Annotated in this window: 16 protein-coding genes; 9 read left to right on the top strand and 7 right to left on the bottom strand. The window is 42.4% G+C overall.

Translation table 11 applies throughout. From position 1 onward, the window contains the following. Nucleotides 1-171 precede the first annotated feature (171 nt). The 7 genes from G4D54_02670 to G4D54_02700 form a co-directional block, all read right to left on the bottom strand. On the bottom strand, nt 172-888 hold the full coding sequence (locus G4D54_02670) for an MBL fold metallo-hydrolase (GenBank protein QJA01397.1): 717 nt from the start codon (nt 886-888) through the stop codon (nt 172-174). Between the two features lie 175 nt (nt 889-1,063). Further along, on the bottom strand, nt 1,064-1,738 hold the full coding sequence (gene ispD / locus G4D54_02675) for a 2-C-methyl-D-erythritol 4-phosphate cytidylyltransferase (protein ID QJA01398.1): 675 nt from the start codon (nt 1,736-1,738) through the stop codon (nt 1,064-1,066). A gap of 295 nt (nt 1,739-2,033) precedes the next feature. Continuing rightward, complete coding sequence (locus tag G4D54_02680) at nt 2,034-2,288, bottom strand: hypothetical protein (protein ID QJA01399.1); 255 nt, start codon at nt 2,286-2,288, stop codon at nt 2,034-2,036. A gap of 547 nt (nt 2,289-2,835) precedes the next feature. After that, nucleotides 2,836-3,657 carry an ImmA/IrrE family metallo-endopeptidase gene (locus tag G4D54_02685; GenBank protein QJA01400.1) on the bottom strand — a complete coding sequence of 274 codons (822 nt, stop codon included), beginning with the start codon at nt 3,655-3,657 and terminating at the stop codon, nt 2,836-2,838. Further along, the gene (locus tag G4D54_02690; protein ID QJA01401.1) at nt 3,657-4,034 is read right to left on the bottom strand and encodes a helix-turn-helix transcriptional regulator; all 378 of its coding nucleotides are present in this window, start codon (nt 4,032-4,034) and stop codon (nt 3,657-3,659) included. Before G4D54_02690 ends, G4D54_02685 begins: the two co-directional genes overlap by 1 nt. A 605-nt stretch (nt 4,035-4,639) precedes the next feature. Then, nucleotides 4,640-5,443 (bottom strand): DeoR/GlpR transcriptional regulator, encoded by an 804-nt coding sequence (locus G4D54_02695; GenBank protein ID QJA01402.1) that lies wholly within the window; start codon nt 5,441-5,443, stop codon nt 4,640-4,642. A gap of 20 nt (nt 5,444-5,463) precedes the next feature. Further along, nucleotides 5,464-6,261 carry a hypothetical protein gene (locus G4D54_02700; protein QJA01403.1) on the bottom strand — a complete coding sequence of 266 codons (798 nt, stop codon included), beginning with the start codon at nt 6,259-6,261 and terminating at the stop codon, nt 5,464-5,466. Nucleotides 6,262-6,503: 242 nt separating this feature from the next. On the opposite strand from G4D54_02700, the gene ulaG reads away from it, so the two are divergent. The 9 genes from ulaG to G4D54_02745 all read left to right on the top strand — a co-directional run bounded on the left by ulaG (nt 6,504) and on the right by G4D54_02745 (nt 15,173). Then, nucleotides 6,504-7,562, top strand: a complete 1,059-nt coding sequence (gene ulaG / locus G4D54_02705; protein QJA01404.1) for an L-ascorbate 6-phosphate lactonase — start codon at nt 6,504-6,506, stop codon at nt 7,560-7,562. Between the two features lie 12 nt (nt 7,563-7,574). Next, nucleotides 7,575-8,030: a PTS sugar transporter subunit IIA gene (locus G4D54_02710; protein QJA01405.1), complete on the top strand. Its 456-nt coding sequence runs from the start codon at nt 7,575-7,577 to the stop codon at nt 8,028-8,030. Nucleotides 8,031-8,056: 26 nt separating this feature from the next. Beyond that, entirely contained in the window at nt 8,057-9,529 is a 1,473-nt protein-coding gene (locus G4D54_02715; protein ID QJA01406.1) for a PTS ascorbate transporter subunit IIC, read from the top strand. 36 nt (nt 9,530-9,565) lie between these two features. After that, nucleotides 9,566-9,865 carry a PTS sugar transporter subunit IIB gene (locus G4D54_02720; GenBank protein ID QJA01407.1) on the top strand — a complete coding sequence of 100 codons (300 nt, stop codon included), beginning with the start codon at nt 9,566-9,568 and terminating at the stop codon, nt 9,863-9,865. A 120-nt stretch (nt 9,866-9,985) separates the two neighbouring features. Beyond that, nucleotides 9,986-11,011 (top strand): hypothetical protein, encoded by a 1,026-nt coding sequence (locus G4D54_02725; protein ID QJA01408.1) that lies wholly within the window; start codon nt 9,986-9,988, stop codon nt 11,009-11,011. A 10-nt stretch (nt 11,012-11,021) separates the two neighbouring features. After that, nucleotides 11,022-11,729: an L-ribulose-5-phosphate 4-epimerase gene (araD, locus tag G4D54_02730; protein QJA01409.1), complete on the top strand. Its 708-nt coding sequence runs from the start codon at nt 11,022-11,024 to the stop codon at nt 11,727-11,729. Beyond that, nucleotides 11,726-12,571 carry an L-ribulose-5-phosphate 3-epimerase gene (locus G4D54_02735; protein ID QJA01410.1) on the top strand — a complete coding sequence of 282 codons (846 nt, stop codon included), beginning with the start codon at nt 11,726-11,728 and terminating at the stop codon, nt 12,569-12,571. Before araD ends, G4D54_02735 begins: the two co-directional genes overlap by 4 nt. Next, entirely contained in the window at nt 12,568-13,380 is an 813-nt protein-coding gene (locus G4D54_02740) for a Cof-type HAD-IIB family hydrolase (GenBank protein ID QJA01411.1), read from the top strand. The genes G4D54_02735 and G4D54_02740 overlap by 4 nt, the downstream gene beginning before the upstream one ends. A 479-nt stretch (nt 13,381-13,859) precedes the next feature. Then, nucleotides 13,860-15,173: a DEAD/DEAH box helicase gene (locus tag G4D54_02745; protein QJA01412.1), complete on the top strand. Its 1,314-nt coding sequence runs from the start codon at nt 13,860-13,862 to the stop codon at nt 15,171-15,173. Nucleotides 15,174-15,197: the final 24 nt, after the last annotated feature.

Raw genomic sequence — 15,197 nt, forward strand, 5'->3', positions numbered from 1 at the left:
GACAGCATTTGAGAAAACTCCTCATAGTAAAGAATACTTCGTATATACGGATTCAATTATGCTATTAACTGTATGATATGTGAGACTTTCACTGAACAGCATATAAAGAATACGAATGAAAGGCTGCTTCTTTCTGTTAAGTAGGAAACCATGATGGGCAGGATGTTGAATTTACTGTTTTAGAGCATTCAGATTCATCGAGTGAATCCCCTGTGTTTCTTCTGAATCAAACTGCATGGCTTCATTGCCTAAAAGCGCATGAATATATGCCAGCGTATCCCGCACATCGGCTTTTGTCAGCTGTAAGGTATGTCCTGCATAAAAGTGTGTTACAGGTAAGGTTAAGAAATATTCCAGTGACTGCCTATACTCTGAAAGATAAGATCCTTCTATTTGAATCAACGGCTTTTCCAGTGTATCTCCAACAAACAAAGCATTCAGCGTTTGATCATAGACACTGATTCCATCCAGGGTGTGTCCGGGTGTATAAAGCAGCTGAAGACCGTCTGCTATCTGTAACTGTTTTCCATCAAAGCAGTAATTTGGTAAAATCAGCGTTTGTGTTCCTTGAAAACATTTCTTCTGTTCCTGCAGTTCTCTTATACCATGGCGCTGTATCATGGTTTTACAGAGCTGATGAGCATAGATCGGACAATGAGAAAAGCTGTAATTTCCCCATATATGATCAAAATGATAATGGGTGTTGATCACAACAAAATTCTTTCTCGGGTAATCTGCCTTTATGATTTCCATATATGTGGCACCGCAGAAGGTATCGATGATATAGACCCTATCATCTCTTTGAAGAGCATATACATAGGTTTTATAGGGGTTTAGTTCCATAAATTCATAGGCATACAGTGATGGATGTATCATATGTTTTCTCATATACGGTGCCTCCTGTTTCTTTCGTACCATCTTTTTTTCATGTGGCATTGTTTTCTTGTATTTAAACTGGTATGTGATCATTTCACAGTGCTGAGATCAGTCAGCAGGCAGAATACTAGCTGTTTGAAAAAAGAAGCCATTCTATGGTTTATAGAATAAGACTTCTCATGTTTCTTTATGTATTTTGTTCCTCATGAAGCAGATGAATCTGTTTCAAATCACGCTGTGTGGTCACCTTGATATTGTCATAGCTTCCTTCTACAACCTTTATTTTTGTATCTGAGAACAATTCTGCAAGCATAGCATCATCACTGGCGACAATCTCCGGATGCTTTTTTGCCTCTTCATGACAGTTTTTGATCAGCTCCGTGCGAAATGCTTGCGGTGTCTGCGCACTCATATAATTGGAACGCTCCGGAGTGTGAACGACATAACCGTCTCTCACTTCCTTAATGGTATCGATCAGCGGTACCATCAGTAATGCGGCATCCTCTGTTTTCAGTGCAGCCTTTAAAGCTTCCAGATGCTTCGCAGTTAGGAACGGACGTACGCCGTCGTGAATCATGACAAACTCTGTTTCTACTTCCTGCAGACCGAGATATCCGCTTTCCTGTCTGGTTGCCCCGCCAGGTACATAAACGATCTTCTCACTTTGAATAATCTTTTCAAATTCCTCCTGTTCATGTGGAGAGATCGACATGATGATTTTCGCACAGTCCGCATCTTCCAGAAACGGTTTCAGAGTCTGTGTGATGATGGGAGCATTTCCGATTTTGTAAAATACCTTGTTATAGGTCAGACCGGTCCTCGTACCTTTTCCGGCCGCAACAATAATTACACTATAGTTCATGGCAACATCATATCATATATGGAGAAAAAGTAAATATAAGTCAATGGAGAAAACAGACCAGCAGAGAAAGCGCAGGGTACTTATGTGTACGAATGTTAGACTGTTCTCTATCCAATAAGGGTTTCTTATTTTTTTGAATACTGTTACAGAACATACCCATTTGGTAAATTCTCTTTAGCTTCCTACATCCAGCGATATGATCTAATATAGATAAATCGATGTATCGTATTTTTTCCTTGTATAACAAATATAAAACACCATCTTGGCTAAATGACCAAAATGGTATTACGTTACGCTATTTTCTTTTGAAAAAACCATCTTTTTGTAAATCAAGCTCGTCCTCATACAACATATCGAAAATATCTTGACCAGGAACACGTTCTAACTGATATCCACTTTCGCTATATATTTGAAAACATTTTTGATTTCTATGCAAAGCCATCCACGAATCAAAAAATACTTGTGCATATTCCTTACTCATATGCAAATAGTTTTTTGCCAGATAAAATGAAGCTAATGCACTAACACAGTCAATGCTTTGGTTTGACATTACGGAACGTGCTTTGCGGTCGTCAGAACAGAAAATATACAACTCTTCTATACTTAATACTTCTAATATTTGTGCAGTAGAATAAAGTTTAATTTCGCCTAAATTATTATCTCGACCAACTTCTTCATCACATTTTTCTAAAATTGATAAAAAATCATCTATAGTCCATTTTGACCAAAAATCTATTTGATATTCTTTTAGAGTGCCATAATGTTTATCATAGTACTTTGATGAAAATGTAGTACAGCTTTTTTGAGTATATTCAAAAAGTATATAAATGCCATTTGCCCGAAATTATCAATTAAAATACTGAGCAAATCACGATCTGTATAAACACGAATACTATCATTTGCATTTATCCAATTTGCAATTGATGGGTCATGGTTATTTATCTCTTTAATGGTTTGAACATGACATGCATAATGAAAGGAATCAATACAGATAATCCTTTGAATAAAACGGTCTGAATCATCTATCTTTGTGGCGTAAAGTTTTGAAATGAAATCAGTGTCCAGTCACACGCATCGATTCTTACTCATTGCCTGACTCACTTTCTTGAAAACCACTCTCTTATATCTTTGAGTGTACGTTCGTCTTCTACGATACGAGAATCTGACAATCGATCTGCTTCCTTATTTTGTTTTAAACGATTTTCAACAACTCCCAGATCAATTTCATCGAATGTTCTTTTTTTCCATCGCTCTCCAACATTTTGAGATTGCATGGAAAATTCTATTCTTTCAATGGTCCCTTCTTTTAAAAGTTGAATTGCATTTTTTTCACTAATAATATTTTCTTCAAAAAGCCGCAATACAATTGCTTTATATGGAACAGCAAAAATATCCATTAGTTTCACAACAGAATCAAGATCTAATTTACTTTTATCAATTCCATAAATCTCTATCTGTTCTAGTAATTGTAAATCAGGTACAAGAAGCAACCCTGCAAAAGCATTAGCTTCCTTATCTTCTCTTGTTGCTGTATCATCATCCATATTTTCTGATCTTAATAATGAACCATTATTGGATAGTGAATCATCTTGATCAGAAATATAGCGCCAAACATGATATAGCTCATGAGCAGTAGCAAAAATCTGTTTCGAAATTGGCAACCATGAATTTAATACTGTGAAAAGTTTCCCTTCTCGAATGCAGGTAAATGCACAAAAATCATCATCTTGTATTGGCAAACGAAAAAGTTCTAAATGTTTGTCATTTTTTGAAACATAATTTTTCAACACAATATAGATATCATCTTGAATGATATTACTGCCGTTGTAGAGTATATTTAATGTCTTTGCTTCTTCTTTCAATTTTTGAAATCGCTTTACATTTTGTTTGTAAAGGCTGTTTGCTAGAATTTGATTCATTATAGGCTGCTCTTCTCTTTCATACCAACCATTCCACTTTCATATATACGAGAATGGAACAGATACATATCAATAAGTTTGTCAGCCATTTCAATTCCTTTTTTTGCTTCTTTCGTCTTGACTTGTCCCATAAATGCACGAACAACATTTGTTTCAACAGGTTTCTCTGGCAATGCTACAAGCCTATCCATTGAAATATTGCAAAAACCAGCAATCTTTTTAAGGTCCATTGCATTGACTGTACGAGATCCTGCAAGTATGTTGCTGACAGTCTGCTTTGAGTAACCAAGAGCATCTGCTAGCTCATATTGTTTCTTTTCTGCTTTTTTTAGTGCTTCTCTAATATTTTTTGCAATCATCATATTCGTATCTGCCATATGAAAACCTCCTCTATCTTTCATCTATATTATAGGCAATTCCGAGGTGTTTAGTCAACGAAATATGAATTTATTTAATAATATTTAATATAAAAATCAATATTTTGTATACTTTCATAAAGCTTTTGTAGGAAACAACTTACTCAATTCATGATGATACAAACCTCTGACACTTAGCTATTTTCTTTTACTTCCTTTAATTTCATGATACATCTTTTCATGAATAATATTTAAATTAAGAATAGATAATTCCTTATCAAAGTAGCGTGTATGTAATGTTAAATATATATCGGAAGTTGCATCAAAATCCTACGTAAAAATAATAGCCATGATTCTTTAGCCACCTGAAAAGAACAACATAAACGCCAATACATCACTCACTTTCGAATATTTTACTTCTTATATTATTAAACATTTACTTCCGGTATTGCTGCTGTTTTACTTCAGAGGATACTTTGAAGTAACATCCTACGAACAGGTTTGTTACCTAAGTGCTGCATAGAACCTCCACATCACACATACATACTCATACAAACAACAATAAGCCCCATTTACGGGACTTATGTGAGTATATAAGTGTAAGTAAGCAAAGAAATAACTGTTTGTTATCGCTTTGTGAAACTGTCCGCAATATGGGTTAACGGATCCAGTGTGACCGTTTTAACGCCTGCCTCCTGAATTGCCAGAAGTTCTTCCTCAGGCGCAAGATGATCAGTGATCAGATAATCGAATGACTGAATCATCCCACTGATGAAACTGTGGTTGGTTCCGATTTTTGTATGGTCAGCCAGAATAAAGGTCTCACCGATACAGCGGGTGATCATCACCTCATTGATAGCAACCTCCTGCAAAATAGCGGTAGTCATGCCGCTTGCCACACTGAATCCGCTGCAGCCGAGAAAGGCTTTTGTTGCCGATACCTTGTTCAGATTATTCAATGCAAAATCACCGACCATGCTTTCTTTCGGAATGCGCAGCTCACCACCGCTCAGACAGATGCTGACCATGGGGTCATGGTCCATGAAAATCGCTTTGCCGTTGTTGGTGATAACGGTGACACGCTTGTTTTTAATATACTTCAGCACAAGCAGTGCAGTTGAGCTTGTATTGATAAATATCGTATCACCGTCCTGTACATACTGTGCGGCATATTTTGCGATGGCATGCTTGTACTGTTCGTTAGATAGCTGTGGGTCATCGTTTTCCACAAAATGCTGAATCAGCTTGGCACCGCCGTAATAGCGCTCCACTGCCCCCATTTCCTCCCAGAACTGCAGATCACGCCGTATGGTCAGCGGTGATACCTGCAGCTCCTCTGCCAGATCCTCGACCGCAGCCTTTCCCTGACTCTGAATCTTCTGCATGATTTTATTGCGTCGTGCATCCACGACTGCCTTATTCATTTTCATATTGTATCCCCTGTTTCATTTCATAAACGATGGAAGCAGGCACCTGCCTCCCTGCTGCTGGACAGCTGTTTCCCTGTTTCCATAGCCTTTGTAAACATTATAACTGCATTTTCCTTATCATTCAATTCTTTGTAAACTTTTCCAAATTCCGTATAATACTGCGCCATTTCCCGATTGTTCATATATCTAGTATCAATCTGCTTGAACTTTGCCAGACTTTTCTTATAATCCTTCATACAGGAAAGATACACGGCCTCGATAAACTCCCAGTTATACAGAGGAGAGACCTTGCTGCCCTTGATTTTGGTATCCTTCAGCTTCATAACCTCCGGATACCAGTGCTTTACCTTTGTTCGGTTTCCCAGCTTATAATAGGAATAAAAATAGGTATAATTGCGAATCAGCAGATAATCAAGGGAGGAGCGAAAGGTTTTCTCATTGCTTTCCAACAGCTCGATGCAGGTCTGTGGTTTTCCAATATCCTGATAATACAGAGTATCAAAGATCAGCTGCGTTGTCCGGTAGCTTTTCATGAAATCCCGCTTTTTCAATATGTTATAATAGTGTTTCGCAAGACCTGCGTCACAATCCATATTCAGTGCCATAATCATTTTCTGATATAGAATCCGCAGATATTCCGCCCAGAGTGCTACCCCCATAAAGATGATCAGAAGCAGACCATAGCATAGCTTGCCTTCCGGGCTTGGTTCCTGAAGCAGCTTATATAAGGTATATATTGTGAAGAATGCATAGATGGCAATGGTGATGATACGGCGTGTTGTTTCACTGAACGTGAGTCTTGATAATCCTTTTTTCATATGTCTGCACCTCTTTTACAAATACATTATATGTTCTTTATGAATGGTTGTCAATCATATAATTCATAAAACAATTCATTTATTCATGGTTATATGAATTGTAATCGCACACATCTCTCGAATTGTTCATATATTTTATGAACTGTTCATTTAAAACTATTGCCAATTGTTCATGAAATGTTTATCATATGGGTGTACAAAAACAAGCGGCGCGCGCAATTAAGAAACTGGAGGAATATGCAATGAGTCAAGTAGATGAAATTACCAGAGAATCCTGGATTCTGGGAGCTTTTCCGGAATGGGGAACCTGGCTGAATGAGGAAATTGATCAGGAGGTCGTAGAAAAAGGTACCTTCGCCATGTGGTGGATCGGCTGTACCGGCTTATGGATCAAGACAGAGAACAATACCAACATTTCCATTGATTTATGGTTTGGTAATGGAAAGCGTACAAAGAAAAACAAAGAGATGGCGAAATTCCATCAGATGCGCAATATGACCGGAGGGAGAATGACACAGCCGAATCTGCGTGCTGCGCCAATCGTATATGATCCCTTCGCTGTAACACAGGTGGATGCTGTATTATCCACTCATTATCATAACGATCATATCGATCCGTTCTATGCAGCAGCTGTCTTGAAGAACTGTGATGCTGCCGTACCGTTTATCGGTCCGCAAAAGAGTGTGGAAAAATGGCTGAGCTACGGCGTACCGAAAGAGCGCTGTCAGGTTGTAAAGCCGGGGGATGTGGTGAAAATCAAGGACACACAGATCATTGTTGTGGACAGCTTTGATCGTACCTGTCTTGTTACCAATGATGAGGATGTACGCGGTAAGTGTCCAACCGATATGGATGAAAAAGCTGTCAACTATATTATAAAGACACCAGCCGGAAGTGTTTATCACAGCGGAGATTCTCATTACTCCACCTATTATGCAAAGCACGGCAAGGACTACGATATTGATGTTGCATTAGGCTCCTATGGGGAAAATCCGGCAGGGAATCAGGATAAAATGACAAGCGTGGATATCCTGCGTATGGCGGAAGCACTGAACTGCAAGGTCGTTATTCCATTCCATTACGATGTATGGACAAACTTCAAGGCAGACCCGCAGGAAATCAATATGCTGTATGAATACAAAAAGGATGTTCTGGATTATAAATTCCATCCGTTTATCTGGGATGTCGGTGGAAAATATGTGTGGCCGACAGATCAGAACAAGCGCCAGTTCCATTACCGCAGAGGCTTTGAGGACTGCTTTACGGATGAACCGAATGTTCCGTTCCGTTCCATATTATAGGAGGTAAAGCGCATGCTGAAGGAAATCATTGAGAAAGGCTACTTTTCCTTTGAACAGCACTTTGATGACTGGCAGGAGGCAATCCGTGCCGGTTATCGTACGCTGCTGGAAGCGGGAGTTGTAGAAGATATCTATGTGCAGGCAGTTATTGACTGTGTAAATAAATACGGTCCCTATATCGTTATTGTACCGGATATCGCCATGCCGCATTCCACAGAAGGGGCAAAGGGGTGCCATGGCACTGCCATCTCCTTTATGAAGGTGGAAGAGCCTGTGGATTTTGATAAACAGGACCCTGACAAAAAAGCAAGACTGTTTTTCTCCCTGGCCGCTGTCGATCATGAGCAGCACCTGCATAATATTCAGGAGCTCATGGATGCCTTGATGAACGAGGAGCTCGTCAATGCATTACTGGAAGCGCATACAGTTGAGGAACTGCAGCAGGCAGCACAAACATACGAAGCATAAACCAATATAAAGAGAGGGAAAACTTTATGGACTTTTTAATGAGTATCTGGAGTTTCTTCGCAACAAATATTCTGACACAGCCGGCGTATTTCATCGGGCTCATGGTTCTGGTCGGATATCTGCTGCTTAAGAAACCGTTATATGAAGCATTCGCAGGCTTTATCAAGGCAACCGTCGGGTATATGATTCTGGCTGTCGGATCCGGTGGACTGGTCAATAACTTCCGCCCGATTCTGGTCGGATTGAAGGACCGCTTCAATCTGGATGCGATGGTCATTGACCCGTATTTCGGACAAAATGCAGTTACAGCAGGGCTTGGGGAACGCTTTGGCAGAACCTTTTCACAGGTCATGCTGCTGCTGTTGATTGCGTTTATCATGAATTTACTGCTTGTTCGTTTAAAGAAATGGACAAAAATGCGTGCCGTATTCACGACAGGACATGTACAGATGCAGCAGGCTTCCACCGCTTTCTGGCTGATTCTGTTCTGCTTTCCTACACTGGGAGATACACCGATTCTGATCCTCATGGGTCTGATTCTGGGCCTGTACTGGGCAGTCGGCTCCAATCTTACCGTTGAAATCACGCAGGAGCTTACCGAGGGCGGAGGCTTTGCCATCGCTCACCAGCAGATGTTCGGTATTGCAATCTTTGCGAAGCTGGCAGATAAGCTGAAGGGGAAATCCACCAAGCGTCTGGATGATCTGAAATTCCCGGGCTTCCTGTCCATCTTCAATGAAAATATGGTGGCAACCTCCATTTTGATGTTCCTGTTCTTCGGAGCGATCCTGCTCGTGCTTGGCAAGGATTATCTGGTCAGCATGGAGTTCATGAAGGCCGCTGATAATTTCTTCTTCTACATTATGACTACGGCATTGAACTTCGCTGTCTATCTGGCAATCCTGCAGCTTGGTGTACGTACCTTTGTTACCGAGCTGACAAATTCCTTCCAGGGTATTTCCAACACCTTCCTGCCTGGTGCAGTTCCGGGCATCGACTGTGCAGCGGTATTCGGTTTTGGAAGCGCCAATGCAGTTACGGTCGGCTTCTTGATGGGAGCGCTTGGTCAGTTCCTTGCCATCATGATTCTGCTGCTGATGAAGAGTCCGACACTGGTTATCGCAGGGTTTGTACCGGTCTTCTTCGACAATGCGGTAATCGCAATCTATGCGGATAACCGAGGCGGTATCAAAGCAGCTATGCTGTTCCCGTTTATCTCCGGTCTGATTCAGGTATTTGGCTCAGCTCTGATTGCCGGAGGTGTCGGTCTTGCGGCATATGGTGGTTATCTTGGAATGTTTGACTGGGCAACCGTATGGCCGTTATTCACCGTCATCATGAAATTCCTCGGATACTTCGGTGTCGCGATCGTTGTATTGATTCTGCTTGCAATTCCACAGCTTCAATATCGCAAGCATCCGGATACGTACTTCCTGATTACAGAGGATTATGATGAATATCTGGAAAAAATGAAAGAAAAAGAAGCGCAAAAGGCGTAAAATAGAAGTGACATAATCAATAAAGGAGAGATGACAATGGCTGGAAAACTGAAACTGCTGGTCTGCTGTGGAAATGGTGCAGGCACAAGTATGATGATCAAATTAAACGTTGAAAAGGTAACGAAGAAGATGGGGCTGGGTATCCAGGAAATCCGTCACTGTGCGGTATCCGAAGGAAAATCTGCCGCAGGCCAGTATGATATCGTTCTGTGCTCCAAAAACTTTGTAAGCATGTTTGCGGATGCGGAAAAACGTGGCACAAAAATTGTCGGACTGAAAAATGTAATGTCCGCAAAAGAGATTGAAGAAGGGCTGGCAGCCGCTATAAATAAGTAAAAAAGAATAAGCTGCCCAGTGCAGCTTTTCTTATACGCAAAATTCGTGAATTTAACGAAAAATCTATAAAATTAACGATAAAACGTACTATATGAACATACAGAAATGAGGGCTTTGACTATGAAAATTACAAAGAAAAAACTGGATGAAATCCGGCGCTGTTACTGTGCCGCCAGCATCCATATGAACCATGAGAATCACATTATCTATGCCAGTGAGGATCCGGATGTGATGTGTGAAATGTTTTCGGGAAAGAGCTTTGAGCATAAGGAGACGATCTGGAAAAAGGCCGGGGGCTGCATGTCCATTATTCCGATTCCCAATCATGAGGGAGAGTTTCTGGCAGTGCAGGAATTTTACCTCAAGGTATCCCCATCTCTCTCCAAAATCGTGTGGGGGAAATATACAGAGGGCGGCTTTGTTATAAAGGATGTATTACAGCTGCCGTATATTCACCGCTTTGATATCTATCATAAAAACGGAGTGAATTATTTTATCGGTGCCACCATAGCGACTGCAAAGCAGAACAAAGAGGACTGGAGTGTTCCCGGACGCATCTATGTCGGTGAGCTTCCTGAGGATTTGAACGAGGGTATACAGATTGAGGTCCTGATGGATGGGCTGTATCGCAATCACGGCTATTATCGGGATGCACAGCATACCTGCGGGTATTTCGGAAGTGACCAGGGAATCGTTAAGGTCGCACCGCCTGCGCACAGAGGCGGACAGTGGCAGGTGGAATACGTGCTGAGCGGTACCATTGGTGAGATTGCTGTGCTGGATATTGATGGAGACGGGGAGCAGGAGATTATGACGATTGAGCCGTTCCATGGAACAGAGATCCATATTTATAAGAAGCTGGAGGGAAGCTATCAGCGGGTATATACGTATGAGAATGAGATTGACTTTGCCCATACGCTGGTGGGAGGCACCCTGCGTGGCGTACCGACTTTTCTAGCAGGTGTGCGTCGAAGGGATGCGGAGCTGTTCTATGTGCAGTATAAGGACGGCGCCTTTGTGACGAAGGAAATCGATCGTGGCGTGGGTCCGGCAAATCTGTGTCTGGTTAATGAAGAGGACCGCGATCTGATCGTTGCCGCCAATCATACGGCGAATGAGGCAGCGGTCTATATCGTAGAGGACTAGGAGGTATACGATGCTGGAAGAACTGAAAAAGAAGGTGCTGGAGGCAAATCTACTGCTTCCTAAGTATGGACTGATTACCTTTACATGGGGAAATGTATCTGGGATCGACAGGGAACACGGAATCGTCGCCATCAAGCCGAGCGGTGTGGAGTATGACGACATGAGTGCTGAGGATATCGTTTTATGTGATTTGGAAGGAAATGTGGTGGAGGGAAAGCTGAAGCCAAGCAGTGATCTGATGACACATCTGGAGTTTTATAAGAACTTCCCGAATATCGGAGGAGCCGTGCATACACATTCCCGCTGGGCTACGGCATTTGCACAGGCAGGAAAAGCAATCCCTGCGCTGGGAACGACTCAGGCGGATTATTTCTATGGAGATATCCCCTGTACAAGGCAAATGAGTGAGGCGGAAATCCATGGGGAATATGAGCTGGAAACCGGACATGTAATCGTGGAAACCTTCAAGCAGAAAGGGATTGATCCCAACAGTATGCCGGGGGTGCTGGTACACAGTCATGGACCGTTCAGCTGGGGAAAGGATCCGTTTGAGGCAGTGCACAATGCCGTTGTGATGGAGGAGTGCGCCGCTATGGCATTTGTGAGTGTGATGCTGCAAAATGGAAGTGCACAGCCGATGCAGCAGGTATTGCTGGATAAGCACTTCAAGCGCAAGCATGGTCCCAATGCCTACTATGGACAGGGGAGCTCCTCATGAGAGCATATGAGCTGGGACAATATGAGAAATCCATGCCAAACACCCTGTCATGGAAGGAAAAGCTGCAGCTGTGCAGAGAATTCGGCTTTGATTATCTTGAAATGAGTGTCGATGAGAGCGACGAAAAGCTTGCACGGCTGCAATATACCAGGGAAGAACGCGGGGCTATTGTGCGGGCCATGGAGGAAACCGGTGTGCGGATCCATTCCATGTGTCTGAGTGGACACCGTAAGTATCCTCTGGGGCACCCGGATGAGCATATACAAAAAAAGGCTCTTCAAATCATGGAGGCTGCAGTACAGCTGGCAGATGATCTGGGAATCCGTATCATACAGCTGGCAGGCTATGATGTATATTATGAAGTGGGCAGCGAACAGACAAAGCAGAATTTCATCCGCAATCTGCGACATTGTGTGGAACTGGCAGCGAAAAAGGGAATCCTGCTGGGCTTTGAGACGATGGAAACACCGTTTATGGATACGGTGGAAAAAAGCATGCACTATGTTCAAGAGGCTGCTTCTCCCTATCTGGGCGTATATCCGGATATGGGGAATCTGAAAAATGCGAGTCTGCTTTACGGGAAGAATGTAAACGAAGATATCCGGACGGGAAAGGGTCATATTGTGGCGGCACATTTAAAGGAAACTATTCCCGGTCATTATCGTGAAATACCGTTTGGCAGTGGTCATACGGAGTTTGTGGAAAACATAAGAGAGCTGAAGCAGCAGGGTGTACGGATGTTTGTAGGGGAATTCTGGTACACGGGGAATTCTGACTGGCAAAAGGTATGCACACATGCCTCTGCCTTCCTTCGTGATAAGCTGGATCAGGTTTTTGTATGAGCGGCTTTTCGGATATCCGGCTTGTTGTTGCCGATCTCGACGGTACGCTGCTGGATGATGAAAAGCAGCTGGATGCCGGAATCGTTGACGTGATAAAGGAATTAGCGAAACGCGAAATCATGTTCACACTGGCAAGCGGGCGCAATATTCATATTATGAAGCCATATCTGAAGGAGCTGTCTCTGCAGCTTCCCTTTATCGCAAATAACGGAGCGAACATGTTTCAGGGGGATGCCTGTATATATGAGAAAAGCATGGAATCCGTAGAGCTGGCATTTGCTTTCCAGCAGCTGCAGCAACAGGATATTCCATGTATTGCTTACACAAACGATGTTGTTTTTACAACCTCACTGCAGGATGCGCGGCTGCAATTTTTTCTGAATCGTCTGCGTGGAAAAACAATGGTGAAACAAGCAGGCAATGATTGGGATATGCTGGAGCATGCCATCTTCAAGGTGGTTATGGTCGCAAAGAATGCGAATGTGATGGAGCCTGTTCTGCATACGATCAATGCACATTGTGAAAGCCTGCATGCTGTACGCAGTGAGGATGATGTATACACGATCACACATGTGGATGCGACAAAGGGAAAGACGCTGGAACGACTGATGGAGCTGCTGCATGTACAGCCGAAGCAGACGATGGTGTTTGGTGATAACTTCAATGATGCGACTATGTTTTCCACAGCCGGAATCAGTGTTTGTATGGAAAATGGTCAGTCAGAGGTAAAGGAAATGGCGGATTATATCGCAAAGGCGAATACGGAGCAGGGAGTCAGCCGGTTTTTGAAGGAATATGTGTTAAGGTAGGGCAGTATTAAATCTGATATGTTTAAAAAGGTTCACAGGTTATAAAGTCAACGTGTGAATCTTTTTGTGTCTTATATACTTGTGAAGGATCTGGTTAGTAGTTGAAAAAACTGATTTTGGCGATATGAGTATAGCCCTGTAACGATAATTCTACGTGCATGGTCGACAACAAAATAGATATCATCATAACTTGATATTTTGATTTTAATTTGTATGTCTTTCCTTATAGTCTTAATTTTGGGATAGATTGTTTTTCAAAACTGTTTACCGTGCAGAAAAATATAAATACTCACTCACGTTTGGTAAAGCATAGATATAAAAAGCACATGTTTCTATGTGAATCTTTGTGAAATTTCAAAAAAATCTTCTGTTCTGCAACAAAGTGTGTTATGATGAGGTTGCTTAAATTCAAGGCTAACGCGATACTTAGGGATGAACAATAAGTATCGCTTTTTCATGCCTGATAGAAAGAAGAGAACATGAAATTTCAAACATTACATATAACAGAGCCTATTTTAAAGGCTGTTAAAGAACAGGGATATGTTGATCCCACACCAATTCAGGAACAGGCAATACCCTACGCTTTGCAGGGTCGTGACATTCTCGGCTGTGCACAGACCGGTACCGGAAAAACAGCAGCATTTTCCATTCCGACAATTCAATTGTTAAAGAAGCATTATAAACAAAGCATCCGCTCCCTAATCGTAACACCGACCAGAGAGCTTGCCATACAGATTCAGGAAAACATCACAGCGTATGCCCAATATACAACAATACGCAGTGCCGTCATCTTTGGTGGTGTACCGCAGAAGCCGCAGGAACGTATTTTGAAGGCCGGAGTGGATATTCTGGTCGCAACACCCGGTCGATTGAATGATCTGATTCAACAGGGCATAATTGACATCAGCCATATTGAAATCTTCATACTGGATGAAGCAGACCGTATGCTGGATATGGGATTTCTTCCGGATGTAAAGCGGATTATCGCAAAGCTGCCCAAAAGGAAGCAGACATTGTTTTTCAGTGCCACCATGCCTTCAGAAATCCGTAAACTTGCCCAGTCCTTACTGCATGAGCCTGTCAGCATTGAGGTGACGCCGGCATCAACTACAGTGGAAAAGATCGATCAGAGCCTGTATTATGTGGACAAAGCAAACAAAAAACGCCTGCTGTTAAAGCTTTTACAGAAGAACCGCGTACAAAATGCACTTGTATTCACAAGGACGAAAAGCAATGCAAACCGTCTAACAAAGTATCTGAATGAAAACGGTGTAACAACCGGTGTGATTCATGGAAATAAATCTCAGAATGCGCGTCAGCAGGCATTGTTGCAATTCAAGGAAGGAAAAAGCCGGGTACTTGTTGCTACAGACATCGCCGCAAGAGGAATCGATGTTCAGGAGCTGAGTCATGTATTTAACTTTGATATCCCCAATGAGGCTGAAGTATATGTACATCGCATCGGACGTACCGGCAGAGCCGGCAGACAGGGCTGTGCCATTGCATTCTCTGACTGCAATGAAGCAGAGTATGTAAAGAACATCGAAAAGCTGATTCGTATGCACATACCGGTTGTGGAGGATCGCGAGTTTCCAATGCGTAATCTGGAGCCTGCGGCATCTGCAAAGTCGCAGAATAGAAGAAGGCAGAAACCCGCAGCGAAGCCTTCCGTATCCAATCGAAGCGAGAACCGCAGTGCTGCAGTGAAGCACCAAACATCGGCAGCTGCACCAAAGCGGAACAACCGCAGACGCAGACCGCAGTCACAAAAGCAGCCGGCACATACAGCATAAATATAGTAAAAAGCCATCGAATAT

It is taken from the genome of [Clostridium] innocuum, assembly GCA_012317185.1.
Lineage (GTDB): Bacteria > Bacillota_I > Bacilli_A > Erysipelotrichales > Erysipelotrichaceae > Clostridium_AQ > Clostridium_AQ innocuum.